Raw genomic sequence first — 26,662 nt, 5'->3', positions numbered from 1 at the left:
TTTATGCAGGCGCTCATTCTAGCGCCGACGGCCAGTGATGCGCACCCAGCCATCGCGATTGGCGATCGGGTCCAGATCGAAGTCCTGCGCGTAGGCTTTGGCGACGTCTTCACCTTGCTCGGCGAGGATGCCGGACAGCGCCAGACGGCCGCCCGGCTTGACCAGGCTGGACAATTGCGGCGCCAGGGAAACCAGTGGGCCGGCAAGAATGTTGGCCACCAGCACGTCGGCCTGAACCTGCGGCAGATCTTCCGGCAGATACAGTGGAAAGAGCGCTTCGGCAATGTTGTTGCGCCCGGCATTGTCGCGAGAAGCTTCCAGCGCCTGGACGTCGATGTCGGTACCGACAGCTTCCTTGGCGCCCAGCAGCAGGGCCGCAATCGCCAGAATCCCCGAGCCGCAGCCGAAATCCAGCACGTCGCAGTCTTTCAGGTCCTGACCGTCGAGCCATTCCAGGCACAGTGCGGTAGTCGGGTGAGTGCCGGTGCCGAACGCCAGGCCCGGATCCAGCAGCAGGTTTACGGCGTCAGGCTCGGGTGCGGCGTGCCAGCTTGGGACGATCCACAGGCGCTGACCGAAACGCATCGGCTGGAAACCATCCATCCAGCTGCGTTCCCAGTCCTGGTCTTCGATGATTTCGCTGTGATGCTCGGGCAGCGGGCTGCCGGTCAGCAACTCAAGGTGGGCCAGTACGCTGGCGGCTTCGGTGCCGCCTTCGAACAGGGCCAGCAGGTGCGTGTGGGACCACAGCGGCGTGGTGTTGAGTTCTGGCTCGAAGATCGGTTGATCTTCGGCGTCCATGAAGGTCACCGATACGGCGCCCACTTCAAGGAAAGCGTCTTCGTAGGTTTCGGCTTGTTCTGGGCTGATGGCGAGACGGACTTGCAGCCAAGGCATGGCGGGCACCTTTGAAAAATGTTGATTGCAGCCTAGCGGGCTGCGCGAAGCGCGCAAGTTTACGCGAGCGCGGAGCTTTTGTGGGAGTCCGCTGTACCTGTGGGAGCGAGCTCCCACAGGGGGGCATAGCGACAGGTCGGAAGAAATCTCCAGAAACAACAAAGCCGCTCGGAAGCGGCCTTGTTGGTCCGGATCACATCTTAATGCTGGCCAGCCAGCTTGTGTTCCAGGTAGTGGATGTTGACTCCACCTTTGCAGAAGCCTTCATCGCGGACCAGATCGCGGTGCAGCGGGATGTTGGTCTTGATCCCGTCGACAACGATTTCGTCCAGCGCATTGCGCATACGCACCATGGCTTCTTCACGGGTTGCGCCGTAGGTGATCAGCTTGCCGATCAACGAATCGTAGTTCGGCGGAACGGCATAGCCACTGTACAGGTGCGAATCGACGCGAACGCCGTTGCCGCCTGGGGCGTGGAAATGCTTGACCGTGCCTGGGCTCGGCATGAAGGTTTTCGGGTCTTCGGCGTTGATTCGGCATTCCAGTGCATGACCGCGGATAACCACGTCTTCCTGGGTGTACGACAGCTTGTTGCCAGCGGCGATGCTGAGCATCTCCTTGACGATGTCGATGCCGGTAACCATTTCAGATACCGGGTGCTCAACCTGAACGCGGGTGTTCATTTCGATGAAATAGAACGCACCGTTCTCGTACAGGAACTCGAAAGTACCCGCGCCACGGTAGTTGATGTCGATGCACGCCTTGACGCAGCGAGCGAGGACTTCAGCGCGTGCTTTCTCGTCGATGCCCGGTGCCGGCGCTTCTTCGAGAACCTTCTGGTGACGACGTTGCAGCGAGCAATCGCGGTCGCCCAGATGGATGGCGTGGCCCTGGCCATCGGAAAGTACCTGAACTTCCACGTGACGTGGGTTAGTCAGGAATTTCTCCAGATAGACCATCGGGTTGCCGAACGCTGCGCCCGCTTCGGTGCGGGTCAGTTTTGCGAAGGAGATCAGGTCTTCTTCTTTATGCACGACGCGCATGCCGCGACCACCGCCGCCGCCAGCGGCTTTGATGATCACCGGGTAACCGACTTCGCGACCGATGCGCAGAGCGGTTTCTTCGTCTTCAGGCAACGGGCCGTCAGAACCCGGAACGGTTGGAACACCTGCAGCGATCATGGCGTGCTTGGCCGAAACCTTGTCGCCCATCAGGCGAATGGTGTCGGCTTTCGGGCCAATGAACGCGAAGCCGGAATTCTCGACCTGTTCAGCGAAATCAGCGTTTTCCGCAAGGAAACCGTAGCCAGGGTGAATGGCGGTAGCGCCGGTCACTTCAGCCGCGGCGATGATTGCCGGGATGTGCAGATACGAGTGCGCGGCCGAGGCCGGGCCGATGCAGACGGATTCGTCTGCCAGACCCAGGTGCATCAGCTCTTTGTCGGCCTTGGAGTAAACGGCGACAGTCTTGATGCCCATCTCTTTGCAGGCACGCAGAATCCGCAGGGCGATCTCACCGCGGTTGGCGATCAGAACTTTTTCCAACTTCGCAGTCATCAAAGTCTCTCCGCGGTTCAAACGATGGTGAACAGCGGTTGGTCGTACTCAACCGGCTGGCCGTCTTCGACGAGGATGGATTCGATCACACCGCTGGTTTCAGCTTCGATGTGGTTCATCATCTTCATGGCTTCGACGATGCACAGGGTGTCGCCTTTCTTCACGGTCTGGCCGACTTCAACGAAGGATGGCGAGCCTGGCGAAGATTTGCGATAGAACGTGCCGACCATCGGCGAACGGGCAACAGCGCCGTTCAAAACAGGCGCGGCCGGAGCAGCGGGAGCGGCAGCGGCAACCGGGGCAGCAGCAACAGGCGCCGGCGCCGGAGCGTGCATTGGCGCTGGAGCGTAGTACTGCTGAGCCGGGGTCTTGCTGTGACGGCTGATACGTACGGACTCTTCGCCTTCCTTGATCTCGAGCTCGTCGATGCCGGACTCTTCCAGCAATTCGATCAGTTTCTTAACTTTACGGATATCCATGAATCATCAACTCCCAAGGGTCGGTCAGGGGCGTTACGCTTGTTGTTCAAGCTGTTGCCTGTCTTTCAAGCTGCTCTAGGGCGGCCTCCAGGGCCAGTCGATAACCGCTGGCGCCAAGGCCGCAGATCACTCCCACCGCTACATCGGAGAAGTAAGAGTGATGGCGGAAAGGTTCGCGTTTGTGCACGTTAGACAAATGCACTTCGATGAATGGGATGCTCACCGCCAGCAGCGCGTCACGTAATGCGACACTTGTGTGCGTAAAAGCTGCTGGGTTGATCAGAATGAAGTCCACACCTTCGCTGCGGGCAGCGTGGATGCGGTCGATCAATTCGTACTCGGCGTTGCTTTGCAGGTGCAGCAAATGGTGGCCGGCTTCACGGGCGCGGCGTTCCAGGTCCTGGTTGATCTGCGCCAGTGTCGTAGCGCCATAGGTGCCCGGTTCACGGGTGCCGAGCATGTTCAGGTTGGGTCCGTGCAGAACCAGTAGCGTCGCCATCTGCTGTTCCTTGTTATCTGTGTGCAATTGTTAGAACTCGGCGACTATGCCGCAAAGCCTTTGTGACTGTCCAGTTCTATGCAATAGCCAGCACGATGGCCGATGTTTGCGCGAAATATGTGACCGGGTTAATAAATCCGGTCATTTGCTTTCGCGACACGTTCGGCGAAGTCCCTGGCGTTAATCTCGCCGATTACCCGCACATCGGTGTGTTCGACCCCGTCCTTGCCGAAAAACATCAGCGCTGGCGGGCCGAACAGTTTGTAGCGGTCGAGCAGGGCGCGTTGCTCGGCGTTGCTCGCGGTGATGTCGAAGCGGATCAGTCGATAGCCTTTGAGGCGTTCGACGACTTTGGTGTCGTTGAGCACTTCATGTTCGATGACTTTGCAGCTGATGCACCAGTCGGCGTACCAATCGAGCAGCAGCGGGGTGCCCGAAGATTTGGCTTCGGCGAGGACGCGGTCCAGTTCCGCCGGGGTGCTGATGGTTTGCCAGGCGCTGGTGTTTTTCGATTGCTCGGTGCCCGTGGTGATGCGCGGTTGGCCAATCGGATTGAGCGGATCGGTCTGGCCGCTGAAGGCGCCGTACCAACACGCTAGTGCATAAAACAGCAGGAACACTCCCAGTAATTGGCCCAGGCGTTTTCTCGGCGATTTGTAGACGAGCTCCAGCGCACCCATGAACAACCCGACACCACCGGCCAGCAAGCCGATCAGCAGCAACGTGATCTGGCCCGGCAGTACTCGACTGAGCAGACCGATCGCCAGCCCCAGTAACAAAACGCCAATCGCGTTTTTCACATAAATCATCCAGGGTCCGCTTTTCGGCAGCCAGGCGGCGCCACCGGTGGCGACCAGTAACAGCGGTGCGCCCATGCCGAGACCAAGCATGAATAATTTCAGGCTGCCGCCCAGTGCATCGCCGCTGGCGCTGATGTACAGCAGCGCACCGGCCAGTGGCGCCGAGACGCAGGGCGAAACCAGCAGGCTGGAAACCACGCCCAGCACGGCGGCGCCCCACAATGAACCGCCTTCGGTGCGACCGGCGATACGGTCCAGGCGACTGCTGATGGCGTGAGGCAGCTTGAGTTCGAAGACGCCAAACATTGCCAGGGCAAACAGCGCAAAAAACATCGCGAACGGCACCAGCACCCACGCCGATTGCAGTCGCGCCTGAAGATTGAGCTGGGCGCCGAACATCCCCATCAACGCGCCGAGCAGCGCGAAGCAGGCGGCCATTGGCAGCACGTAGGCCAGGGACAGATTGAAGCCGCGCAAACCACCCACTTGACCGCGCAACACCACGCCAGACAGGATCGGCAGCATCGGCAGCACACACGGTGTGAACGTCAGGCCTAAACCTGCGAGGAAAAACAGCGCCAGTTCGCGCCAGCTCCAGGCGGCTGTCGTGCCTACGCTGCCATCAATACTCAGGCGTTCCGTTTCGGGTGGGTAGCACAACCCTTTGTCGGCGCAACCCTGATAGGTCACGGCCAGGGTGAAAGCGCGTTGATCGGTGCGCGGCAGCTCTACATCGAGAACCCCGTGGTAGACCTCGACATCGCCAAAGTACTCATCGTGTTTCTGTTCGCCCTTGGGCAGTTGCGCGGCGCCCAGGCCAATATCGGCCGGGACTGCGCGAAACTGAAAACGATGCCGATAGAGGTAGTAACCCTCTGTAGCGATGAAACGCAGCTTGATTGATTGCGGCGTGCTTTCGACCAGTCTCAGTTGAAAGGCTTCACGCACCGGCAGGAAGTCGGCGCTGTTGTTGATCGAGCCCAACGTCGAACTGGGTCGACTGTCCAGCAACCCGGCGGCAGAGGCCGGGAGGGCGAGCACTAAAAACAGCAGGCAGAGCAAACGGCGCATGACAATCTCGCGTATCGAAAGTGAGGGCATCATAGCGGACAGTGAAGGGGCATGCAGGTCCGTGAGACTGATCGTTCCCTCGTCGAACCGTCTGCGTGGGAGTGCCTCAATGGACGCGCCGCAATCGCTTTTGGGACGCGGAGCGTCCCGGGCTGCATTCCCACCCAGAGCGGGGGAACGATCATTACGTAAGAGAAACTATCAGACGCGGAAGGCTTGGACGGCGGTATGCAGTCGTCCACCCAGCACCAACAAATTCTCCCCTTGCACGCGTCCCTCACCAATCCTCAGCAAGTTATCCCCGCCCAATTGGTGAATCCGTTCGCTGTGATCGCGGATTTCGCTGACGGCACCGCTCTGCTGGGCGGTGACATCGGCGATGCGCACGGCGGTGTCGGAAATGGTCTGGATCGCCCCGACGATTTTATCCAGTGCGCCGTCGGCGGCCTGGGCCTGATTGGCGGTGGCTTCGGCGTGTTCGACCTGGGCGCGCATGCCTTCTACTGATTGTCGTGCGGCGGTTTGCAGTCCTGCGATCAACGTCTGGATCTCTGCGGTGGCGCCCGCGGTGCGTTGTGCCAGTGAGCGAACTTCTTCGGCCACCACCGCAAATCCTCGACCCATTTCCCCGGCTCGGGCCGCTTCGATGGCGGCGTTCAGGGCCAGCAGGTTGGTCTGGTCGGCGATCGAACGGATCACCGTCAGCACGCCGCCAATGGTCGCCGACTCCTCGGCCAAGTGCTCGATCATCTGTGCATTGCCTTGCACTTCACCCACCAGCGCATGCAGGCCGGTGAGGCTCAAACCGATGACTTTCTGCCCATGCTCCACCGCCAGTCCGGCATGGCGGCTGGCGTCGGCAGCCTGGCTGGCATCGCCGGCGACTTGTTGAATGGTCGCTTCCAGTTCGCCGAGAGAATCGCGGATCAGCGCCGTGTCGCCCGCCTGATGTTCGGCGCCGCTGTGCAGGTCATTGCTCAACTCGGCCAGCGTTCGGCTGCTACCGGCGACCTGTTCGGCGTTGAGACGAATGGTCCCCACCAAGTCGACCAGATAGGCGCGCAAGCGATTGAGCGACGCTTGAATGTCATGCAATTCGCGATTGGTTGCGCCCAATTCAATGTCCCTGCTGAAGTCGCCCTCGGCCCAGGTCGAGAGGGCTGGCGCGAGGTTGGTCAGGGTTTGGGCCAAGCGTCGTTGCAGGGTGTCGATGAGCAATGCGATCAACAGGATCAGGCCGATCATCACCCCTTGCATCAGCCGCACTTCGCCCTGGATCTGTCCGTGCTGGGCGCGAACCACCGGTTCCAGCCCGGCGATGGCCTGCTGTACGGCGGCGATTTTCAGGTGAGTGGCGGCGCTGAGGTCGGTGCGTTTCTGGATCTGGTCGCGTGTGCGTGCCAGTTCGGCCGGGTAACGACTGAGGAGGCTGTTCAGTTCACGTTTGAGGCCGACGCCAGCCTCTTCGGCGACGGCTTTTTCGGTGTTCTCCAGGCCCATCATCGCCGCGAAATCATCCGTGTTCGATTCACTTTTGCTCGTCACGCCCAGCAGCGGCAAGGCGTCCAGAAGCTCAGCCTGGCTGCGGATGTTGCTGACTTCTCGCTCGACATCGACGGCCAGTTCACTGCGGCCGCTGCTGACCAGTTTGTCCCGGGCCAGAGACAGTTTGCCCAAGTGCTGGGAGGCCGCGAGCAGCGGCGTCAGATACGCCGCGTTAGCGCTGGCGTATTGGCTGAGTTGATCGAGGCTGGCACCGAGTTCGCGTTCGGCTTGCAGCAACAGCGCTTGCGGATCACCGGCCAGTTTACCGGCCGCCAGCAGGTCGGTTTTGCTGAATTCTTCCAGGTTCGACAGGCTCGGGCGCAAGGTGTCGGCCAATGCCGGCGGCAAGTCGCCGAGTTCTTTTTGCAGGCCGTCGATGGCCTGGCTGGCGCTGCTCAGGCGCAGGGCATCGCCGCTGGCAAGATAGTCCTCGATGTTACGCGCGACTTCATTTTGAAATTGCTGGGACAAGCCCAGGTAACGCTCCATCAATAAATAGGGGCGCTCCAGAGCCTTTTGCGACCACCACAGTGTGGCGCCAAGGGCCACGCACACGGCGACTAAAAGGAGGGTATTGAGATTGGTCAGCAGCTTCAGGCGCATTGCGTGTCTACCAACGGCAGAATGGTAAGCGCCTGAAGTTATTGCGTTTCTGTTACAGGGTTATGACTGAATGGGTCGATTCCGATGAAAAGGTGGCACTTTGCTTTGATGTCCGCGCGGCCTGAACGCGGTTGCGTCCGGCGTCCTTCGCGCGGTACAGCGCTTCGTCTGCCTGGCTGGCCATCATCAGGCTGTCGGAGTCTTCGCACAGTTCCACCACCCCGGCGCTGAACGTGCACCAGAGGTCCTGCGGTTGGGCCGGGTAGTGAATCTCGGCAAAGCGCCTACGGATCTCGTCGAGCACTTTGTGGGCCGATTCGAGATCGGTGTCCGGCATGACGATGGCGAATTCTTCACCGCCATAACGGCCGATGAAGTCGGTCTTGCGCAAGCGCTGCTTGAGAAACAGCGCCAGGCTCTTGATCACCCGATCGCCCATAGGGTGGCCGTGGCTGTCGTTGACCCGTTTGAAGTGGTCAATGTCGAGCATCGCGAAGCTCAACGGCTTGCTCTCGCGGCGGGCGCGGAAGCTGCAGTCTTCGAGCAATTGCAGGATGTGCGTGTGGTTGTACAGCCCGGTGAGGCTGTCGCGAACCATCCGCGATTTCAAATTGCGTGCCCGTGCTGCGCGGTTGCGCACGGTCGTGATCAGGTGTCGCGGCTTGATCGGTTTGGTCAGGAAGTCGTCGCCGCCCTCGCTCATGGCGTCGAGCTGCTTGTCCAGATCATCTTCGGCGGACAGGTAAATGATCGGCACGCTGACGTAACGGTCGTTATGACGGATCACCTTAGCCAATTCAGTACCCGTGCAGGCCGGCATGTACATGTCGAGGATGATCAGGTCCGGCTGGAAGTCCGCGAGCTCGGCCATGGCCTGGATCGGTTCGATCAAGGTCCGCGTGACGATCCCGGCGCCGTTGAGCAGGCGCTCGGTGTGCAAGGCCTGGGCGCGGGAGTCGTCGATGATCAACACTTTATAAGGTTCGTACTGGGCGACGCAGGTCAGGACTTCAATCTTCTCCAGCAGGCTCGACGCTTCGAGGGTGCCGGTCAGGAATTCCTGGCCACCGGCGCGCACGGCGGCGAGGCGGGTCGGGGTATCCGTTTCGTGCAGACTGAAGAACAACAAGGGCAGCGTGTGGTCGAGGCCTTCCTGTGCTTCGGCGGCCAGTTTCAGGCCGATGCCGGGGCCGCTGAAGTCCACGTCCATGACGATTGCCGCAGGTAAGCGCTCGACCATTGAGGAGCGGAACGCCGAAACGCTGTCGAGGGCTTGAGCGCTGAGCCCAAAAAATTCTAGCTGCTTGACCAGGCGCTCGGCGCGGTCGTAATCCTGCAGCATCACATAGATTGGCTTGCGCAGGGGCGGCAGAAAGGTTTGGTCGAGCTGATCCCCATGGCGCAGGCCGGTGCGTGACAGGCGCTGCATCAAGCGATTGAGATCAGTGATCAGTCCGCTGCTCAAGCGTCCGCGATTGGCGTTGACAGCCTCCAGCGACTGACCGATGTGGCGCGCCAGTTGAGCGTGTTCAGGTTGTTCGAAGCGCTCAGCGAAACGCAGCAGGCGCAGATTGGCTTCGCTCAGTTCCGATAAGTCGGTGGTGGACCACTCGCTGCATTGCAGGCGCTGCCATATCTCAAGAATTTGACGTGCCTGATGAATTACCCGCTGGGCAAAGTGGTGCTTGAGGCGCTCACGGCTGGGGTCTTCTGGCTCGGTCATATCCTGACTACTAGTTAGGGTGCATGCTGAGATCGACTGGTGGCTCTATGCTAGCACCACTTTTCAATTACACGAGTGTCGCACGTCAATAAACTGCAAAGCGACGCTATTCAGTTTATGACCGACTGGTCGAATAGGCTCGGCGCTGTGCTTCATTTATAGTGGCCCTCGATCCCGGTCATTGTGCGGTAGCCGTTTTATGCAGGATTAATGCGCGGCAAATGAGGCACGATGCGATAGGGTTGTGGTCGAACCGATGAACTCAAGTGATTGAAAGGATATCGCCATGCTGGACTGGAAGAACCGCGCGGGCAGCGCGCCTGAACGTGCCGCTGAACCGAAATCGGCCACCCGCAGTTACTTGGGTGGCCTGTTGTTCAGCCGAGCGCTGGCCACCCTGATTGCCATTTACTTGCTGGTGGCTATTGCGCTGGGCTGGTACTGGAGCCAGGAACCTGCGCTGTTCCCGGTTCAGCAGAATGCCCAGATGGCCGCCGAGAAAGAAGGCAAGCAAATGGTCATCGGCTACACCACGGTCGAAACCCTCAAGACCGTCGCCGGTACTTTGCTGACGAAACCGGGCGGCTATATTTCCAACGACCGTTTTCCACCGGGCCTGTGGATGGACAACACGCCGAGCTGGGAATATGGCGTGCTGGTCCAGGTCCGTGACTTGACGCGTGCCTTGCGTAAAGACTTCGCCCGCTCGCAATCGCAATCTGCCGAGGACTCCGATCTGGCCAAGGCCGAGCCGCGTTTCAACTTCGACAACAGGAGCTGGGTGCTGCCATCCAGCGAGTCCGAGTACCAGGAAGGCATCAATTCCCTTAGCCGTTATCAGGCGCGCCTGTCCGATCCGTCGCAGAAAAACGCGCTGTTCTATGCCCGCGCCGACAACCTGAACAACTGGCTGGGCGATGTCGGCACCCGTCTGGGTTCGCTGTCGCAACGGCTGTCGGCCAGTGTTGGCCGGGTCAAGCTCAACACCGCGCTGAAAACTGAAGTCGTCGCTCCAGGTCAGGTGCCGCAGGTTGACGAGGAGATCGTCGAAACCCCGTGGATGCAGATCGACAATGTGTTCTACGAAGCTCGCGGTCAGGCCTGGGCCTTGTCCCACCTGCTGCGCGCCATCGAAGTCGACTTCGCCGACGTGCTGGCCAAGAAGAACGCCACGGTCAGCGTGCGCCAGATCATTCGTGAGCTGGAAGCCTCGCAAGAACCGGTCTGGAGCCCGATGATCCTTAACGGCAGTGGATTCGGCGTGCTGGCCAACCACTCGCTGGTCATGGCCAATTACATCTCCCGGGCCAATGCCGCAGTGATCGATTTGCGTCAATTGCTTAATCAGGGCTGAGTCATGGTTGATAGCTCCGTCGATAGCATGCGGGAGGCCGCCCATCGCGCGGCCTCGGATGCCGAACAGATCGCCTGGGTTGACGAGCAGGACAACCTGCTCGGCGCCTTGGTCCGCTCCGACCTGCGCGAACGCGGGCTGATCGGGCGCGGCACTTACATCATGCTGTTCAATTGCGCCGGTGAACTCTGCGTGCATCGACGCACGCTGAGCAAAGCCATTTATCCAGGTTTCTGGGACGTGGCGGCGGGGGGCATGGTGCTTGCGACCGAAACCTACGCCGAATCGGCCGCCCGCGAGCTGGAAGAAGAGCTGGGCGTGAGCGGTGTGGAACTGACCGCCCATGATCACTTTTACTTCGAAGACACCGGCAATCGACTGTGGTGTTCGGCGTTTTCGGCGGTGTGGGACGGCCCGTTGATCCTGCAACCCGAAGAAGTCCTGGAAGCGCGCTTTATCCCCGTCGATCAGGTCCTGCTGGAAATCCAGCAAAAGCCTTATTGCCCGGATTCTCTGGCCGCGTTGAAGCGGTATCTTCGGGCCCGTGGGGCGGACGTCTTATAAGAGGCTTAAATTGGCGCCGATTGGCTCTTAGCAAGTCGGCTTTTTGCCGTTACACTGCGCGACCTTTTCAAACTGAACCGGCACTCCTTTTGTAGGGGCGTCCGGTCAGTAGCGCTGCCCCTGCCTGAGTGGGGCTTCGCGGTCGATGGCACTTGACCAAGTTGCCGCGACCAGTCTTTGTCCTCCCAAGAGGATTGCCGGTGGCCAAAAAAGCCGCATCCTTCGCCGCCCTTGGTGGCCTGGTATTTTCCACTGACGCAGGTCGTCATTGCCCGGATTGCAGTAAACCGGTGGATGCCTGCATCTGCCAACAGACCGTTATCCCGGCCGGCGACGGCATCGCTCGTGTGCGTCGCGAAAGCAAGGGGCGTGGCGGCAAGACGGTGACCACCATCACGGGCGTGCCGTTGCCCGAAGAGGCGCTCAAGGACCTGGCCACCACGTTGAAAAAACGTTGCGGGACCGGCGGGGCGCTGAAAGACGGAATCATTGAAATCCAGGGCGATCATGTCGAGCTACTCTTGGCCGAGCTGATCAAACACGGTTTCAAAGCGAAGAAGTCCGGCGGCTAGCAGCCTCTGTGAAAACCACCCTCGGCTTGATCCAGTCCTGACAGCAGGTCTGGCGTCGTCTACATGGTTTTCACAGAGCCTGTTCTGACCGGTTTCTAAACTCACTGCGGTCAGCGAGGTCTATCCCCTCGTTGACGAACCGTCATTTTCATTCTTTAGACTGCGCCGGCCTGAACCCAGGCGACGCTCTATGACTTCTTTATAGGGGACTTCAATGTCCGTACGACGCACACGCAAAGACGATGGCAGCCAATGGACAGTTGCGGACAGCCGCAGTGTTTACGGGATTCGCCATTGGGGGGCCGGGTATTTCGCGATCAATGACGCCGGTCGCGTCGAAGTTCGTCCGAACGGTCCGACCAGTTCGCCTATCGACCTGTTCGAGCAAGTTGACCAGCTGCGCCAAAGCGGCCTGTCCTTGCCGTTGCTGGTGCGTTTCCCTGACATTCTGCAAGACCGCGTGCGCCAGCTGACCGGCGCGTTCGACGCCAACATCGAGCGTCTGGAATACCAGAGCAAGTACACCGCGCTGTACCCGATCAAGGTGAACCAGCAAGAAGCGGTGATCGAGAACATCATCGCGACCCAGGACGTGTCCATCGGCCTGGAAGCCGGCTCCAAGCCTGAGCTGCTGGCCGTGCTGGCCCTGGCACCGAAGGGTGGCACCATCGTCTGCAACGGTTACAAGGACCGCGAGTTCATTCGTCTGGCGCTGATGGGCCAGAAGCTTGGCCACAACGTGTTCATCGTGATCGAGAAAGAATCCGAAGTCGCGCTGGTGATCGAAGAAGCCGCCTCGCTCAAGGTCAAGCCTCAGGTTGGCCTGCGCGTGCGTCTGTCGTCCCTGGCGTCGTCCAAATGGGCAGATACCGGCGGCGAGAAATCCAAGTTCGGTCTGTCGGCGGCGCAACTGCTGTCGGTGGTCGAGCGTTTCCGCGCGGCCGGCCTGGATCAGGGCATTCGCCTGCTGCACTTCCACATGGGCTCGCAGATCGCCAACCTGGCGGACTACCAGCACGGCTTCAAGGAAGCGATTCGCTACTACGGCGAACTGCGCAACCTCGGCCTGCCGGTTGACCACATCGACGTCGGCGGCGGTTTGGGCGTGGACTACGACGGTACCCACTCGCGCAACGCCAGCTCGATCAACTACGACATGGACGATTACGCCGGTGTCGTGGTCGGGATGCTCAAGGAGTTCTGCGACGCGCAGAGCCTGCCGCACCCGAACATCTTCTCCGAGAGCGGTCGTTCCCTGACCGCTCACCACGCCATACTGGTGGTGCAGGTGACCGACGTCGAGAAGCACAACGACGACGTGCCGCAGATCGAGAACAAGGAAGCGCTGCCGGAAACCGTGCAGTGGCTGGTTGACCTGCTGGGCCCGACCGACATCGAGATGGTCACCGAAACCTACTGGCGCGCCACGCACTACATGAGCGACATCGCGACCCAGTACGCCGATGGCAAACTGACCCTGGCAGAAAAAGCCCTGGCCGAGCAATGCTACTTCGCCGTGTGCCGTCGCCTGCACAACTCGTTGAAGGCCCGTCAGCGTTCCCACCGTCAGGTGCTCGACGAACTCAACGACAAGCTGGCCGACAAGTACATCTGCAACTTCTCGGTATTCCAGAGCCTGCCGGACACCTGGGCCATCGGTCAGGTGCTGCCGATCCTGCCGCTGCACCGTCTCGACGAAGAGCCGCTGCGCCGCGCCGTGCTGCAAGATTTGACCTGCGACTCCGACGGCAAGATCAAGCAATACGTCGACGAGCAGAGCATCGAAACCAGCCTGCCGGTTCACGGTTTGAACGAAGGCGAAGACTACCTGCTGGGTATCTTCCTGGTCGGCGCCTACCAGGAAATCCTCGGCGACATGCACAACCTGTTCGGTGACACCGATTCGGTGAACATCTACCAGAACGCCGACGGCAGCGTGTACCACGCGGGTATCGAAACCCACGACACCATCGAGGACATGTTGCGTTACGTGCACTTGTCGCCGGAAGAGCTGATGACCCACTACCGCGACAAATGCGCCAGTGCGCGCATCACCGCCGCCGAGCGCACCCAGTTCCTCGATGCTCTGCGGCTGGGCCTGACCCGTTCGTCTTACCTGTCTTCTTGAGGTAAGGCACCGCTCTCATCAGGTTGTCTGAAAATGTACCGCTCGCTGCGGAAATTTCAGATGACCTGGTGGGACGCCTCCCTGATTTCACGCGAGATGACTCACATTCTTGGCCATCCAAGCGATGTGGTCTTCTTTTCGCGTAGGCCATTTCCTAAGTTGTACTTCGGCACTCTACTCGGCCAACTCTCTCGGAGAGAATCGCCTGCCGCCCCTCCTGTAGAGAATCGCCGATGTTCGATCCAGTCAACGAGCCGTCATTTCGTCTGGATGTAGAGGGTCTGCCCGACCCCTTTGAGGTCTTGGCGTTTACCGGTCGAGAAGCCATCAGCGAGCCTTTTGTGTTCGATGTGGACCTGCTCATCGATGACCTGACACTCGACCTTGCAAGCCTGCTGTACCGTCCGGCTTTTTTGCACGTCGGGCCTGCGGAAAACGGCTTCCACGGACAATTGCATGAACTTGTCCAGCACGACCATCACCCGGCTGTCAGGCTTTGCCGCATACGTCTGAGGCCGAAGCTGGCTTGCCTTTCCCTGCGCTTCAGTCAGCGAATCTTCAGCGCCCGCTCGGTACCGCAAATCCTTGATCAGGTGCTCAAGGAACACGGCATTGCCGGCAAGGATCGGCGTTTCGAGTTGAGTGGCGATTACCCGCCCCGTGACTTCTGTACGCAGTACCGGGAATCGGATCTGCAGTTTCTCCAGCGCTTGTGTGCCCAGGAACAGCTTCATTACCACTTCGAACACCGTGCGGACGCGAGCTGCGTGGTTTTCGGTGAGGGTCAGGGGCATTTTCGCCTCGGTGAACATGCACGCTTCCAGGTCGAGAGCGAGCAACCGGCAGTGCGCCAGTTCGCGCTCCAGGGCGGGCGACGAACTTCGCAAAATGCCGAAGGTCGTACGGACCTGACGTCACTGCGCAGCGGTCAGCTGATGCCGCTGTCCGGCCATCCGATTGCCGACTGGAATCATCTCTGGCTGCTGACCCATGTCGAGCATCAGGGGAGCCAGGATCCAATGGCCCACTACAGCAACCAGATCCGCGCGGTTCACTGGGAGGTGCCTTTTGTATCGCCTCACTCTGCAGCGAAACCAACGATGCACAGCCTGCAACGGGCTTGGGTGGTCGACATCGATGAATCGCCGCCCGATGCCTCCAGACCGGTTGCCGTGCAATTTGACTGGCTCTATCAGGGCGAGGGTGCGGCGCCCAGTCACTGTTGGCTGCCGTTGGCCGCTGAACTGGGGGGCGCGGCAGTCACGCAGTTGAGTGAGGGGGCTGAGGTCGTGGTGAGCTTTATCGAGGGTGATCCGGATAAGCCGTTGATCGCCGGGTTTATTCACATGCCAAAGCTTGTTGAAGAGGCTAGAACACCCGTCACGACTGATGATTGCCCGCCCATTGAAGGCCTGCAGGGGTGGCTGCAATCGGGCGAGCCCTTGATGTTGCTGTGCCTGCTGCCCGGTGGCGGCAGTTTCAGCCATTGCACACAAACGCTTTGCACCTGCCGGGCGGCGCTGCGGTTTGGCCAGAGCGGTGCGGCATGATCGCCGCGACCCCGCAATGGCTATTGCTGGATGTACCGGGTGCGCCACAGGCTCGGGCCACACTGCAACAGAAGTTTGCGCATGCCGGGTGGTTCTGGTTGTTCGAAGGCACTGAGTGGCATGCATTGCGTGAACATGGACCGGCCCTGATCGACCTTCGGACATGCCCTGTGCTGGCCGGGTTGTGCCACAGCGAAGCGCCATTCTGGCGAGGCTTGCTGGTCGCCAGTGAGACGTCGTCGTCGCAGTTGCTGGCGCATTTGCGCCGGATGCTCACGGTCACTTTCGACTCGCATCACCGGGCCTTGTTGAGTTACTACAACCCACATACCGCCAGTTACTTTTTTGATGCTTGCGATGCGCTGGAACTGAGCCGCTGGCTGGGTCCGATCAGCCAGTTGCGCTGGTTTGGCGGGACCTGGGCCGACCGCGCAGCCGGCAGTCAGGGCTGGCAACAGTTGGTCAACCCGAGGCTTGCCGTCAGCCCTTTGGCGGTTGAAGAAAACCTCAGCCCTCGTCATCGGGAAAAACTGCAAACCTGCGTGTTGGAACAGCACACTTGGCACTGGAGCAAATCTACCGGGACCGAATACCACACGCTGTGGTCCTACGTGCAGGAAGGGCTGGCGCTGGGTTTCAGCGAACGTCGGGTGCTCGATGGCTGGCTATGGCTACGCTTGCAGTACCCCGGCGCGTTCCCTGCGCTACCGTTGCCGGGCTTCACCCAACAGGAGCGTCTCGATAACCTGCGCAATCTGTGGCAGAACGATCAGCCCTGAACACGAGGTTTGACATATGGCGAGCACACTCCGGCGGCTGTTCAGCTTGGCAATCGGCGGCGTTTTACTTGCCGCGATGACGGCATGTTCGCCACTGAAGTTGCTCAATGTGCTAACCCTCAACGGAACCTTCGACAAGACCGAGGGCATTGCCTATGGCAGTGATCCGCGGCAAAAACTCGATGTGTATGTGCCGCGCCATCCCATGGAAAACGCCCCGGTCGTGGTGTTTTTCTACGGCGGCAGCTGGAACAGCGGTTCGCGCAGCGATTACGGGTTTGTCGGCGAGGCGCTGGCGTCTCGGGGGATAGTCGCGGTGCTGGCGGACTATCGGTTGTATCCGCAGGTGCGTTATCCGCTGTTCCTTGAAGATGGCGCCCAGGCTGTAGCCTGGACTCATGAACACATTCGGCAGTTTTCTGGTAATCCGCAGCGGTTGTACCTGATGGGCCATAGTTCCGGGGCCTACAACGTCGCGATGCTGGCACTGGACCCCGGATTACTGGGGGCGGTGGGCTTATCGCCACACAACCTCAGCGGCTGGATCGGCCTCGCCGGGCCTTATGATTTTCTGCCAATCAAAAATCCGGAGGTGCGTCCGGTGTTTTTCTGGCCGGACTCACCGCCGCAGTCGCAGCCGATCAATCACGTCAGTCGCGGCGCGCCGCCGGCTTTGTTGATCGCCGCGAGCGACGATGAGCTGGTCAACCCGGCCCGCAACACCGGCGGTCTGGCGCTCAAACTGCGCGAGGCGGGCGTGCCGGTGCAGGATCTGTATTACTCGCGCACCAGCCACGCCACGCTGGTGGCGACGCTGTCCCGGCCCATGCGCGGTTTGGCTCCGGTGCTGGATGAGGTCACGGCCTTCATCAAAGCCACACCGACTCAGTGAGCGTTGCCTGCGAACCAGCCGTCGCTCTTGTGCAGATACCAGGCAAACGCGCCGAGGGTCAGGCTGCGCAGCAACATGAACAACAGAAACGTTATCCACAGCCCATGGTTGCCCAAACCTTGCAGCGCCCAGGCGAACGGCAGTAACAGAATCACCGTCAGCAGCATGCCGTTGCGCATTTCCCGGGCACGGGTGGCGCCGATAAACAGCCCGTCGAGCAGGTAACTCCCGACCGCGATCAGCGGCAGTGCGGCGAGGTAGGGCAGGTAGATGAACGCTGTGTCGCGCACGCTCTGAATGTTGGTCTGCATCTCGATGAACAGATGCCCGGCGAACAAGAACAGCACGGCAAATCCCAGGCTCGCCAGCAACGACCATCCGCAGGCCACCACCAATGAGCGGCGCAAGGCCCCTCGATCGCGAGCACCGATGGCATGTCCACAAAGGGCTTCCACGGCGTGGGCCAAACCGTCCAACGCGTGTGCGGTTAGCAGCAAACCATTGAGCAGCAACGCGTTGGCGGCGACGGTGGCATCGCCCAGCCGCGCGCCTTGCACCGTGATCAGGAAAAACACCGATTGCAGCGCCAGGCTGCGGATGAAAATGTCGCGGTTGACCGCCAATAGCGGCCGCCAGCTCTGCCACAGCGCCAGCGCGGCCCAGGCGATGTGGCCGGGATAGGCGCGCAGGGCGTTGCGGGTCATCAGAAGGCCGATCAGCGCGCCGGTCCATTCGGCGATCACCGACGCTCGGGCCGCACCGACCACGCCCCAATCCAGCCCAAGGACGAACCACAGGTTCAGCGCGATATTCACCAGGTTGGTGCTGAGCAGAATGGCCAGCGGTGCCCGGGCGTTCTGAGTGCCGAGGAACCAGCCGACTAGCGCATAACTGGCCAGCGCTGCCGGCAGACCGAACAGGCGTGTGTGGAAAAACTCGCGGGTCAGCTGATCCAGCTCCGCCGACGGCTGCATGAAGTGCAGTGCGACGCCGCTCAACGGGACGCCCAGTGCTCCAAGGACAATGGCCAGGCCCATGGCCAACAACAGACCCTGCAGCAAAATCTGCCGCAACGCCGCGCCGTCCCCACGCCCGGCGGCCTGTGCGGCGAACCCGGTGGAGCCCATGCGCAGAAAACCCATGGCCCAGGCGAGAAAGGTATACAGGCTGGCCCCGACCGCGACGGCGCCCAACTGATGAGCGTGGGGCAAGTGGCCGATGACAGTACTGTCGACCAACGCCACCAGCGGTACGGAAATGTTCGAGAGAATCATGGGGGCAGCGAGCGCCCAGACTCGACGATGGGTAGGGCGGTCGCGCCAGTCGGCGATCAGGTTGGACATGCAGGCTCCTTCGGGGAGCGGGCATTGTAGCGACATGATCGTTCCCACGCTCTGCGTGGGAATGCAGCCCGGGACGCTCCGCGTCCCTGTCGGATCACTAGTGAATAATCCAGCTCAACAACCAAAGCCCCAACAGCAACCAAATGATCCCCATGATGATCGACGCATTCATGAACGCCCGAATCGCCGACCACAACAGCATCAACCCAAGAATCAACGCGATGATGCTGATGATCGACGTGTCCATGCCCAGCGCACGGGACAGCCCTTCGACAAAGTTGCTGCCGGCGTGGCTCAACAGATTGAACAAGCCACTGAGGCCGTCAACGATGAAACGGATAACCGAACCGAGTGCCTGGCCGAGCCATTCGAAAAAGCTTTCTACCTGCATGTCGTGAGCGTCCTTGATGAAAGTGGTTGAGGCTTGGGCCATCGATCACTGGGGCGAGTTCCCTGATGCCAGTATGGCGCAAAGATCCAGCTCTGTTGATGAACCCTGTAGGAGCCGAGCTTGCTCGCGATGGCGGTGTGACAGGCGACATTTATATTGGATGTGCCACCGCCATCGCGAGCAAGCTCGGCTCCTACAGGGTTAACGCCCCTTGCCTTCCCCTGTCATCCCCCCGAAGCTATACGCCTTCAGGAGAGCCCGATGAACCTTGTTGAACTGACCGAACGCCTGCACGCCATCCGTAATCGCAATGACTGGCGGCAATTTCACAGCCCGAAAAACCTGGCCATGGCCGCGAGCGTGGAGATGTCCGAGCTGGTGGAGATTTTCCAGTGGCTGACCGAAGACCAGTCGCGCCAGTTACCGGCAGACAAACTGGCCCATGCCGGGCAGGAAATCGGCGATATCGTGCTCTATCTACTGCTGCTGTGCAGCGAGTTGGGGTTGGACATGAATGAAGTGGTGCGCAGCAAGCTCGCGGACAGCGAAAAGAGGTTCAGCTGATGAGCGACCGTCATTTCGATCAGCTGGCGACCCGCTTCGCCGAAAAAATCTATGGCGGTGCCAAAGGTGCGATCCGTCTGGCGGTGCTTCAGGCCGACCTGGCCGAAACCCTGCCAGACCGACCCTTGCGCGTACTGGACATCGGCGCTGGCCTGGGCCACATGTCGTTGTGGCTGGCCCAGCGCGGTCATGAGGTCACGCTGGCCGAGCCTGCCGAGCCGATGCTCGATGGCGCCCGCCAGCGCTTTGCCGATGCAGGGCAAACAGCGACATTCATACAGGCGCCGTGGCAGGAACTGCTCGGCCAACTCACCGAACCCTACGACCTGGTGCTGTGCCACGCCGTGCTGGAATGGCTGGCCGAACCGCATGCGATCCTGCCCGTGCTGCATCAATTGACCAAGCCAGATGGCTGGTTGTCCCTGGCCTTCTACAACCGCGATGCGCTGATCTATCGCAACCTGCTCAAAGGCCATTTTCGCAAGATGCGCAAGAACGACATGGCCGGTGAAAAGCAAAGCCTGACGCCGCAGCAGCCCCTTGATCCACGTGAACTGGCGGCGCAACTTGAGGGCCTTTGGCAGGTCGAAACCCAGAGCGGGGTACGGGTTTTTCACGATTACATGCCGGTGGAATTCCAGGCCCGCGCCGAACTGGTGGATTTGCTGGAAATGGAACTGGCCCACCGTCGTCACCCAAGTTTTGCCGGGCTTGGGCGCTACTTGCACTGGATCTGTCGGCCGGTCTGATCGGAGCACGAAATGAACAGTCGATCGGGGTTATTGGTGATCTGTCTCGGGTTGGCGGCCTGTCAGGGCAGCAATCCTTATGTGGCGTCATCCAACCCCTTGCCACCCGCGCCGCCTCAGGCGGCCAACACCTTTGACCGCAGCGCCTACCCGGCACCGCCGCGCGACTACGGACGTTACCGCAGCTGGGCCTGGCTCAACGGACGCCTGCCGCCAGGCACCGCCTGGGCGGATTCGGCGCAGGTCGCCGAAGCCGTCAGCAATGCCCTCGATCAACGTGGCTTGCGCCCGCTGCACGACAATCGCCCGGCGGACCTGTTTGTCAGCGCCGACCTGCACCTGGAAACCCGCCTGCGTCAGGTTCGGGACGACTATGGTGATTACGGCGGCGGTGGTTATGGTGGTTATAACCGCTATGGCAGCGGTTACGGCATGTACAACACCGTGCCGATCGTGCGGACTTATCAGGAGCAGGTCGTGGTGGTGCGAGTTGATTTGTTTGACGCTCAGAGCGGTCAACCGGTGTGGAGTGCCAGCGCCGAAACCAGCAATCGAGGCAGCCAGAGCGAGCGAGCCGATGCGATACGGGAGGCTGTGGAAAAGGCGATGTCGGCGTATCCTCCTAGTTAGCTTCTGTCGTTAAGAAGCATTGCGCAGGTTCATGTCTTCAACCGGAGAAAAATCATGTTCCGCCCTCTCGTTTTACTGGCTGTGGCCGTGCTGCTCAGTGCCTGCGCCAGCAACCAGGTCAATCATGACTTCGATGCCAGCCGCGACTTCGCCGCCTATCGCAGCTGGAGCTGGAAAGAACCCGCCCTGCAATATCGGCCCGATGACTCACGGATCAAGAGCGACCTGACCGAACAACGCATCCGCCAATCCGTGGCCGATCAGCTGGATCAGCGTGGCCTGCGTCCGGTCGCTGCTGGAAAAAAGGGCGATTTGAGCGTGCAAACCTATCTGATCGTCGAACAGCGCCAACAACAAGTGACGACTAACTATGGCGGCGGTTGGGGTGGCCCATGGAATGGCTACTGGGGTGGGCCGATGTACAACGAAACCCGCAACATCAGCTACAAGGTAGCGATCATCCAGATCGACCTGCTCGATGGCAAGGACGGCAAACTGGTGTGGCGCGGCAGTGACGAGCAGATGCTCAGCAGCACACCGAATCCGTCTGATCGCGCCAATGCGATACGTGAAACAGTCGGGCGAATCCTCGCCAACTATCCACCGAAATAACACCACCCAACCCTGTGGAGCTGAGCTTGCTCGCGAAGGCGGCGTCACATCCAGAAAAGATGTGACTGATAGACCGTTTTCGCGAGCAAGCTTTGCTCCTACAGGTTTTTTGTTGTCTGCACTGGCATGTTGCCAGCAGCCCCGTCAAGTCTTGTCTACACTGCTGTTCACCCATGGAAGTAGCCCTCGGCTGTGCCCGGCAAAGGAGAGCGCAATGTCTTCCCGTTTGCAGTTTCGCAGCCCTTCCCGGCAACGGGGGGCGATCGGTTTGATGGCGGCGCTGACATTGGGCATGGCCCTGATGTTCTTGCTGCTCGTGGTCGACAGCGGGCGTTTGTACCTGGAAAAACGCAACCTGCAGCGCGTTGCGGACATGGCCGCCCTTGAGGCGTCCACCCGAGGGGGTGATTGCGCTGCTGGCAACACCGCCACCGTCTATGCCACCGCCAGCGCAAACCGTAATGGCTTCACCCTTCCTGACCCCAATCGCAATCTGCTGGTCGCTTGCGGCGCCTTGACCCTGGATGCCAATAACCTTCGGGTATTTGGCGCCGACCCAAGCAAGAGCGAAGCCATTCGGGTGATCGCCAGCCATCCGGTCCAACAGAGTTTCGCCGGCGGTGTCGGCGCCCTGTTCGGTGGCGCCCCACGTGGAGCGACCATTAACCTGACGGCCACCGCTGTGGCCGCATTACCGCCACCCCTGGCTTCGCTGACCATCCGCAGTACGGCGCTGAGCGTCGATACCAGCAAGTCCGCCACGCTCAACGCGCTGTTCGGTGGTTTGCTGGGCGGCAACCTGAATATCAACGCGGCGGGCTGGAACGGACTGGTGAACACCAACATCAGCCTGCTCGGTTACCTTGACCGATTGAAGGTCGACCTTAACCTCAGCGCTGCCGGGTATGACCAGGTATTGGGCAATACGATTGCCGTCAGCCAACTGATCCAGACCGCCGTCAATGTGCTGGACCCTGGCGGCACACTCGGCGCGACGGCGACAATTGGGAGTTTGCAGGCGCTCAAGGTCGCGGCTGGCACGACGACGGTGGTACTCGGTAACCTGCTGCACGTCGAGACTGGCAGCAACATTTCGGCGCTGGCGACCAATCTGAAGGTGTTCGACCTGATCGAAGCTGTCGTGCAACTGGCCAACAAGAAAAACGGCCTGGTGGCGACGTTGCCGATCAATCTGGCGGGCCTGGCGCAAATCACCGCCCGGGTGCAGGTGCTGGAGCCTCCGCAGCTGTCAGCCATCGGCAATCCGAAAAAGGCCGCGCTGGCTCCATTGGGGCCCAACCGCATCTATGTGCGAACTGCCCAGATCAGGACATTGCTGTCGATCGACTTGCCGGTGCTCAATTCCATCGTGGCGCTGATCAATGCGGTGGCTGATCTGGCAGGCCCGCTAACCAACACACTCAACGCCTTGCTCAATCTCAACCTGGTGGGAGTGCTCGATTCACTGACCTGTGCCTTGCTCGTGCCCTGTCAGACTCCCGACATCATCGTGCTGCCGCCACCGATACGTATCGACGTGGCGCTGGACGTTGCCAGCGCCAACAGCTATGTCACTGCCTACAGTTGCGTCAGTACCACCAACAAAACCCTGACCACCAACACCAGCACTTCGCTGGTAAACCTGAAGATCGGCAAGATCGATCCAGCCACCGCTTTCGGCAGCAACACCACGCCACCGGCGGTAGTGGTGCAGCCGTTGAAGGTGATCGATATCGGGGTGAAAACCTGTCTGAGGATTCTGTTCCTGCCCATCTCCTGCAATCCGCGTATCCCCGGAGTCGGTGGCGGCCTCGACATCATGGCCGACACCACCGTGGCGCAGAACGCCAACATACTCCACGTTTATTCCGCACCGGCGGCCAGTAACCTGCCGGAAATCAACCAGCCACCGTTCTATTATTCTTTCGCTACCAGCAACATCGTCAGCAGCCTGACCAACACCCTGACAAATATCCAACTCAACATGTATGGCCCGTCGGGCAGTCTGGTCGGCGTTCTGGCATCTGTTCTGAGTACAGTGAAAACCCTGTTGATCAACGCGATTGACACCGTGCTCAGCCCTTTGCTCGATACCTTGATCAACACCTTGCTCGTCAGCCTAGGGATTGATCTGAACAAGGTCGATGTCGGTGCCAACCTCAGTTGTCACTCGGGACGAGCGACGCTGGTGATCTGATCGTCGGCGGCAATCGGCAGTTCGATACAAAACCGTGCGCCCTCGACCGAGTTTCTGACGCTCAGTTTTCCGCCCATGTTCTCGACGATACCGTAACTCACCGACAACCCGAGCCCGGTACCGACACCCACGGGTTTGGTGGTGAAGAACGGCTCGAAAATCCGCTCCAGCAACCGCGGATCGATACCGCCGCCGTTGTCCTCGACCCACAGCCGTACCGACTGCGCATCATGTTCGGCGTACACCGAGATCCACGGTTTGAACTCGCGGTCGGCCTCGCGTTTACCGAGCAACGCATCCCGCGCGTTGACCATCAGATTGATCAACACCTGTTCGAGTTGATCAACATAACCGCGCACCTGCACGTCGAATCCGGTGTCGCTGACCCGCAGATCGACCCCTTTGCCACGCATCCCTTCGGCCAGCAGCGACAGCGTGCCCTCGATGGCTTGCGCCGGATTAAACGGATGCTGCTCGATCTCCGAGCGGCGGCCAAACACCCGCATGTGATCCACTACCCGTGCGGCGCGCTGGACCTGGGCATCGATGCGGTTGAGCTTGTCGGTCAGGTAATCGATTTGTGCATCGCCGTTGTTCAGGCGCTTGAGCACATTGACGATGGCCATGCGCATCACATTCAACGGCTGATTGATCTCATGGGCCAGCCCCGTGGCCATTTCGCCAAGGGTGGCCATTTTTGCACTTTGGGTGAGCTGCTGCTGGGCGCGGCGCACCTCGGTGTTGTCGCGGCCCACGGCCTGAATCTCCAGCAAGCGACCGTCCTCATCAAACACCCCGCGATCCGACCAGACCCACCAGGCATGTTCCCTTCCCGGCAGTTGCAGGTTGATTTCCGCGGTGCTGACCGGGAACTCCGGGCTTAGCTGGCCGAGCCGCTGGAGAAACGTTTCGCGCTGTTCCTGCGACATCCAGGTGCCCAGATTCACCCCTGGCAATTGCTCGGGCTGGCACTCCAGATACGTCGCCAGCGGACGGTTGCCGAAGGTCAGGGTCAGGTCGGGGCGGTAGCGGCAGATCATCGCCGGCGAGTCTTCCACCAGGATCCGGTAACGTTCTTCACTTTGTTTCACCTGCTCGGCAGCCAGGGTCGCTTCGGTGACGTCGAGCCACAGGCCGACGGCTTCCACCGGCAGGCCAAGGTCATCGCGCAGCAGTCTGGCTTCATCGAGCATCCAGTGGTAATCGCCGCGACTGTCGCGCAACCGGTAGCGGGTACGTACCGAACCTTCTCGCAATAGGCGTCGGGTGCGCTCGAAATACTGATCGCGGTCTTCGGGGTGAACCCTTTCAACCAACGTCCCTGCCGCGCAATCAGCCAGTGTCCAGCCGAGCAGCGGCAGCAGGCTGTCACTGAAAAACGTCGGCTGCAGCGCACCTTCGACATAGCGCTGCACATAGATCACCGCCGGTGAACTGGCGATCAGATTGTCCAGTCGTGCATGGGCCGCTGCAGCGTTTTGCTCCTGGTTTTTGATGTCGCTGATGTCGAGCATGAAACCCACCAATCGCCGGTTTTTGCCGACGCCCAGGACCTGTCCCTGCAGGCGATACCAGTTCGGGGTTTGTGCCAGACGCACGCACAGCAGTAACGGGGTGCCTTCGTCCTGTAAGGCTTGCAGGCGACTGCTCAGCTCTTCACGGTCGGCGGGATGCACCTGATCAAGCCAGTTGTGCAGCGGCAATCGGGCGCTCGCAAGGCTCAGGTTACTGGCCAACGACGGCGCCAATTGCACCTCGCGACTGTCGCTGAACACCTCCCACCAGCCGGTGCCGAGCAAGGCTTGCAACGACTCCAGTCGCTCCAGTTGCAGTTGGTGTCGGTGCTCGCGCAAGCGCTCCAGCAACGGGCCCGCGAGCGCGGCGGCGAGCTGCAACCAGTCGCGATCATTCATATCAGGTGCATGTTGCTGCACCGGATAAAAGCCACACAGCAACCAGGCGACCACCCCCTGAGCATCGTGATAGGGCACCGCGAACCCTTCGGCATTACCGAAGGTGCTTTGCAAACGGGGATGTTCACCGGGGAGCAGGCGTTGCGGCGCAGAGCCGTTCAGGCTGTCGAGGCCGGTGCCCAGGCGCTGAGCGTCTTGCCACAATCGGGGCGCATCAAACGCTGCGTAATGCTGATGGATCTGCCAGCCTTCCTCCTGTTCATCGAGCAAGGCCACCGCGACGCATGGAATGCGAAAGCGCTGGGTCAGGCCTTGCAATTGTTCCACAAGCACCTCGGGCAGGCGCGTCAGGCTGCACAGGCGTAACTGCTCGCCGATTTGCGCCGCGAGCAACTGGCATTGCTCGCGGCTGCGCGATTGTCGGCGTTCGAGCAGCAAGTCGCCGATGTCCAGCAACTGCAACAGCCAGGCATCGGCTAACGGCTGGACCCAACCGCGCAGGTGCAGGGGTTGTCCGCCGAGGCTGTAAAAATCCAGATCCAGCGTCTGTCCCAGCCAATCCGCAGGCGAGCCTTCAACGGCTAGGCAGCTGTGGGGCATGAGGAAATCGATTAGGTGCGGTGCTTGTGCAGCGGGCGTCTGCTGGGCCAGCACATACCGCAGCGGGCCGGTCAGGTGAATCACTCGACATTCGGCATCCAGATGCACCTGCAAACCGACACCTTGCACGCTCAGGGTGTCTGGCGTGTCCAGCGGCTGAGGCGGATGGCGGTTCAGCAGGCGGCCAAAGAGTTTGTCTGCGGAACTCAAAATTGCAGGCTCGAACTGGCGGTGAGGGTTGCCGGCAGATTGGGCACTTGGCCAATCCCCGGCAGGTTCAGAAACGGGATGACCTGCTGCAGTTTGCTGGTGGGGTAGTTGATGCTGACCTTCAACACCCCGCCCACGTAGGTGGCGCTGGCGTCGGTGGCGATATTGAAATTCAGTGCGGCGGGAATCCAGGCCAGTTGCCGGCTCAATTCCGTGGTGGCGACGGTTTTTACCGCGGTGTCGTACCCGGGGGTGCTCGGGTCCAGTGCCACGCTTCGGCGCACGGCTTCGGCGGTCGAGTGGTTGAACGATTGCATCAGTAACAGCGGCAGACTGTACGTGACAATCCCATAAAACACGGCGAAAAAGATGAGGAACACCAAAGCGAATTCAATCGCTACAGCGCCTTTTTGCTTGCGGGGGAGGCCTGTTTTCATGACT

At 60.4% G+C, this 26,662-nt stretch carries 22 protein-coding genes and 1 pseudogene; 12 read left to right on the top strand and 11 right to left on the bottom strand.

Annotated elements, in window-relative coordinates; genetic code table 11:
• Positions 1 to 18 precede the first annotated feature (18 nt).
• The 7 genes and pseudogenes from prmA to gcbA all read right to left on the bottom strand — a co-directional run bounded on the left by prmA (position 19) and on the right by gcbA (position 9,173).
• Positions 19 to 897: a 50S ribosomal protein L11 methyltransferase gene (gene prmA / locus ACYZT0_RS22450; protein WP_462043043.1), complete on the bottom strand. Its 879-nt coding sequence runs from the start codon at positions 895 to 897 to the stop codon at positions 19 to 21.
• A gap of 200 nt (positions 898 to 1,097) precedes the next feature.
• The gene (gene accC, locus ACYZT0_RS22445) at positions 1,098 to 2,453 is read right to left on the bottom strand and encodes an acetyl-CoA carboxylase biotin carboxylase subunit (protein WP_462043042.1); all 1,356 of its coding nucleotides are present in this window, start codon (positions 2,451 to 2,453) and stop codon (positions 1,098 to 1,100) included.
• 17 nt (positions 2,454 to 2,470) lie between these two features.
• Positions 2,471 to 2,932, bottom strand: coding sequence for an acetyl-CoA carboxylase biotin carboxyl carrier protein (gene accB, locus ACYZT0_RS22440; protein WP_462043041.1), 462 nt, complete (start codon positions 2,930 to 2,932; stop codon positions 2,471 to 2,473).
• Between the two features lie 46 nt (positions 2,933 to 2,978).
• On the bottom strand, positions 2,979 to 3,431 hold the full coding sequence (gene aroQ, locus ACYZT0_RS22435; RefSeq protein WP_017336343.1) for a type II 3-dehydroquinate dehydratase: 453 nt from the start codon (positions 3,429 to 3,431) through the stop codon (positions 2,979 to 2,981).
• 128 nt (positions 3,432 to 3,559) lie between these two features.
• Positions 3,560 to 5,302 carry a protein-disulfide reductase DsbD gene (locus tag ACYZT0_RS22430; RefSeq protein ID WP_462043040.1) on the bottom strand — a complete coding sequence of 581 codons (1,743 nt, stop codon included), beginning with the start codon at positions 5,300 to 5,302 and terminating at the stop codon, positions 3,560 to 3,562.
• Positions 5,303 to 5,503: 201 nt separating this feature from the next.
• A pseudogene (locus ACYZT0_RS22425) lies at positions 5,504 to 6,010 on the bottom strand (methyl-accepting chemotaxis protein); the annotation flags it as partial.
• A gap of 1,492 nt (positions 6,011 to 7,502) precedes the next feature.
• Entirely contained in the window at positions 7,503 to 9,173 is a 1,671-nt protein-coding gene (gene gcbA / locus ACYZT0_RS22420; protein ID WP_462043039.1) for a diguanylate cyclase GcbA, read from the bottom strand.
• Positions 9,174 to 9,459: 286 nt separating this feature from the next.
• Between gcbA and ACYZT0_RS22415 the strand changes: the two genes are divergently transcribed.
• From ACYZT0_RS22415 to ACYZT0_RS22385, 7 genes are all read left to right on the top strand, one after another.
• Entirely contained in the window at positions 9,460 to 10,527 is a 1,068-nt protein-coding gene (locus ACYZT0_RS22415) for a DUF2333 family protein (RefSeq protein ID WP_462043038.1), read from the top strand.
• Positions 10,528 to 10,530: 3 nt separating this feature from the next.
• Positions 10,531 to 11,091: an NUDIX hydrolase gene (locus tag ACYZT0_RS22410; protein WP_462043037.1), complete on the top strand. Its 561-nt coding sequence runs from the start codon at positions 10,531 to 10,533 to the stop codon at positions 11,089 to 11,091.
• A 200-nt stretch (positions 11,092 to 11,291) separates the two neighbouring features.
• Positions 11,292 to 11,663 (top strand): translation initiation factor Sui1, encoded by a 372-nt coding sequence (locus ACYZT0_RS22405; protein WP_462043036.1) that lies wholly within the window; start codon positions 11,292 to 11,294, stop codon positions 11,661 to 11,663.
• 214 nt (positions 11,664 to 11,877) lie between these two features.
• The gene (gene speA, locus ACYZT0_RS22400; RefSeq protein WP_282376795.1) at positions 11,878 to 13,791 is read left to right on the top strand and encodes an arginine decarboxylase; all 1,914 of its coding nucleotides are present in this window, start codon (positions 11,878 to 11,880) and stop codon (positions 13,789 to 13,791) included.
• A gap of 233 nt (positions 13,792 to 14,024) precedes the next feature.
• Positions 14,025 to 15,341: a contractile injection system protein, VgrG/Pvc8 family gene (locus ACYZT0_RS22395; RefSeq protein WP_462043035.1), complete on the top strand. Its 1,317-nt coding sequence runs from the start codon at positions 14,025 to 14,027 to the stop codon at positions 15,339 to 15,341.
• A complete protein-coding gene (locus tag ACYZT0_RS22390) occupies positions 15,338 to 16,120 on the top strand; it encodes a DUF4123 domain-containing protein (RefSeq protein ID WP_462043034.1) in 783 nt (260 codons plus the stop codon). Before ACYZT0_RS22395 ends, ACYZT0_RS22390 begins: the two co-directional genes overlap by 4 nt.
• Before the next feature lie 16 nt (positions 16,121 to 16,136).
• Positions 16,137 to 17,012, top strand: a complete 876-nt coding sequence (locus ACYZT0_RS22385; protein WP_462043033.1) for an alpha/beta hydrolase — start codon at positions 16,137 to 16,139, stop codon at positions 17,010 to 17,012.
• Here the strand turns inward: ACYZT0_RS22385 and ACYZT0_RS22380 are convergent.
• Both ACYZT0_RS22380 and ACYZT0_RS22375 read right to left on the bottom strand, forming a co-directional pair.
• Positions 17,006 to 18,355 (bottom strand): MATE family efflux transporter, encoded by a 1,350-nt coding sequence (locus ACYZT0_RS22380; protein WP_462043032.1) that lies wholly within the window; start codon positions 18,353 to 18,355, stop codon positions 17,006 to 17,008. The two genes, ACYZT0_RS22385 and ACYZT0_RS22380, sit on opposite strands and share 7 nt — an antisense overlap.
• A gap of 97 nt (positions 18,356 to 18,452) precedes the next feature.
• A complete protein-coding gene (locus ACYZT0_RS22375; RefSeq protein ID WP_109627794.1) occupies positions 18,453 to 18,746 on the bottom strand; it encodes a hypothetical protein in 294 nt (97 codons plus the stop codon).
• Between the two features lie 261 nt (positions 18,747 to 19,007).
• Between ACYZT0_RS22375 and ACYZT0_RS22370 the strand changes: the two genes are divergently transcribed.
• The 5 genes from ACYZT0_RS22370 (at position 19,008) to ACYZT0_RS22350 (ending at position 23,498) form a co-directional block, all read left to right on the top strand.
• A complete protein-coding gene (locus ACYZT0_RS22370) occupies positions 19,008 to 19,310 on the top strand; it encodes a MazG-like family protein (RefSeq protein ID WP_462043031.1) in 303 nt (100 codons plus the stop codon).
• Positions 19,310 to 20,059 carry a methyltransferase domain-containing protein gene (locus tag ACYZT0_RS22365; RefSeq protein ID WP_462043030.1) on the top strand — a complete coding sequence of 250 codons (750 nt, stop codon included), beginning with the start codon at positions 19,310 to 19,312 and terminating at the stop codon, positions 20,057 to 20,059. Before ACYZT0_RS22370 ends, ACYZT0_RS22365 begins: the two co-directional genes overlap by 1 nt.
• A 12-nt stretch (positions 20,060 to 20,071) precedes the next feature.
• Positions 20,072 to 20,689: a DUF4136 domain-containing protein gene (locus tag ACYZT0_RS22360; RefSeq protein WP_462043029.1), complete on the top strand. Its 618-nt coding sequence runs from the start codon at positions 20,072 to 20,074 to the stop codon at positions 20,687 to 20,689.
• 54 nt (positions 20,690 to 20,743) lie between these two features.
• On the top strand, positions 20,744 to 21,301 hold the full coding sequence (locus tag ACYZT0_RS22355) for a DUF4136 domain-containing protein (RefSeq protein WP_462043028.1): 558 nt from the start codon (positions 20,744 to 20,746) through the stop codon (positions 21,299 to 21,301).
• 214 nt (positions 21,302 to 21,515) lie between these two features.
• The gene (locus ACYZT0_RS22350; protein ID WP_462043027.1) at positions 21,516 to 23,498 is read left to right on the top strand and encodes a pilus assembly protein TadG-related protein; all 1,983 of its coding nucleotides are present in this window, start codon (positions 21,516 to 21,518) and stop codon (positions 23,496 to 23,498) included.
• Here ACYZT0_RS22350 and ACYZT0_RS22345 read toward each other — a convergent pair.
• Positions 23,468 to 26,221: a PAS domain-containing sensor histidine kinase gene (locus ACYZT0_RS22345; protein WP_462043026.1), complete on the bottom strand. Its 2,754-nt coding sequence runs from the start codon at positions 26,219 to 26,221 to the stop codon at positions 23,468 to 23,470. The two genes, ACYZT0_RS22350 and ACYZT0_RS22345, sit on opposite strands and share 31 nt — an antisense overlap.
• The gene (locus tag ACYZT0_RS22340) at positions 26,218 to 26,658 is read right to left on the bottom strand and encodes a TadE/TadG family type IV pilus assembly protein (RefSeq protein ID WP_462043025.1); all 441 of its coding nucleotides are present in this window, start codon (positions 26,656 to 26,658) and stop codon (positions 26,218 to 26,220) included. Before ACYZT0_RS22340 ends, ACYZT0_RS22345 begins: the two co-directional genes overlap by 4 nt.
• Positions 26,659 to 26,662: the final 4 nt, after the last annotated feature.

The organism is Pseudomonas sp. ZS1P83, from assembly GCF_054897825.1.
This window is presented reverse-complemented; position numbering and strand designations above follow the sequence as displayed.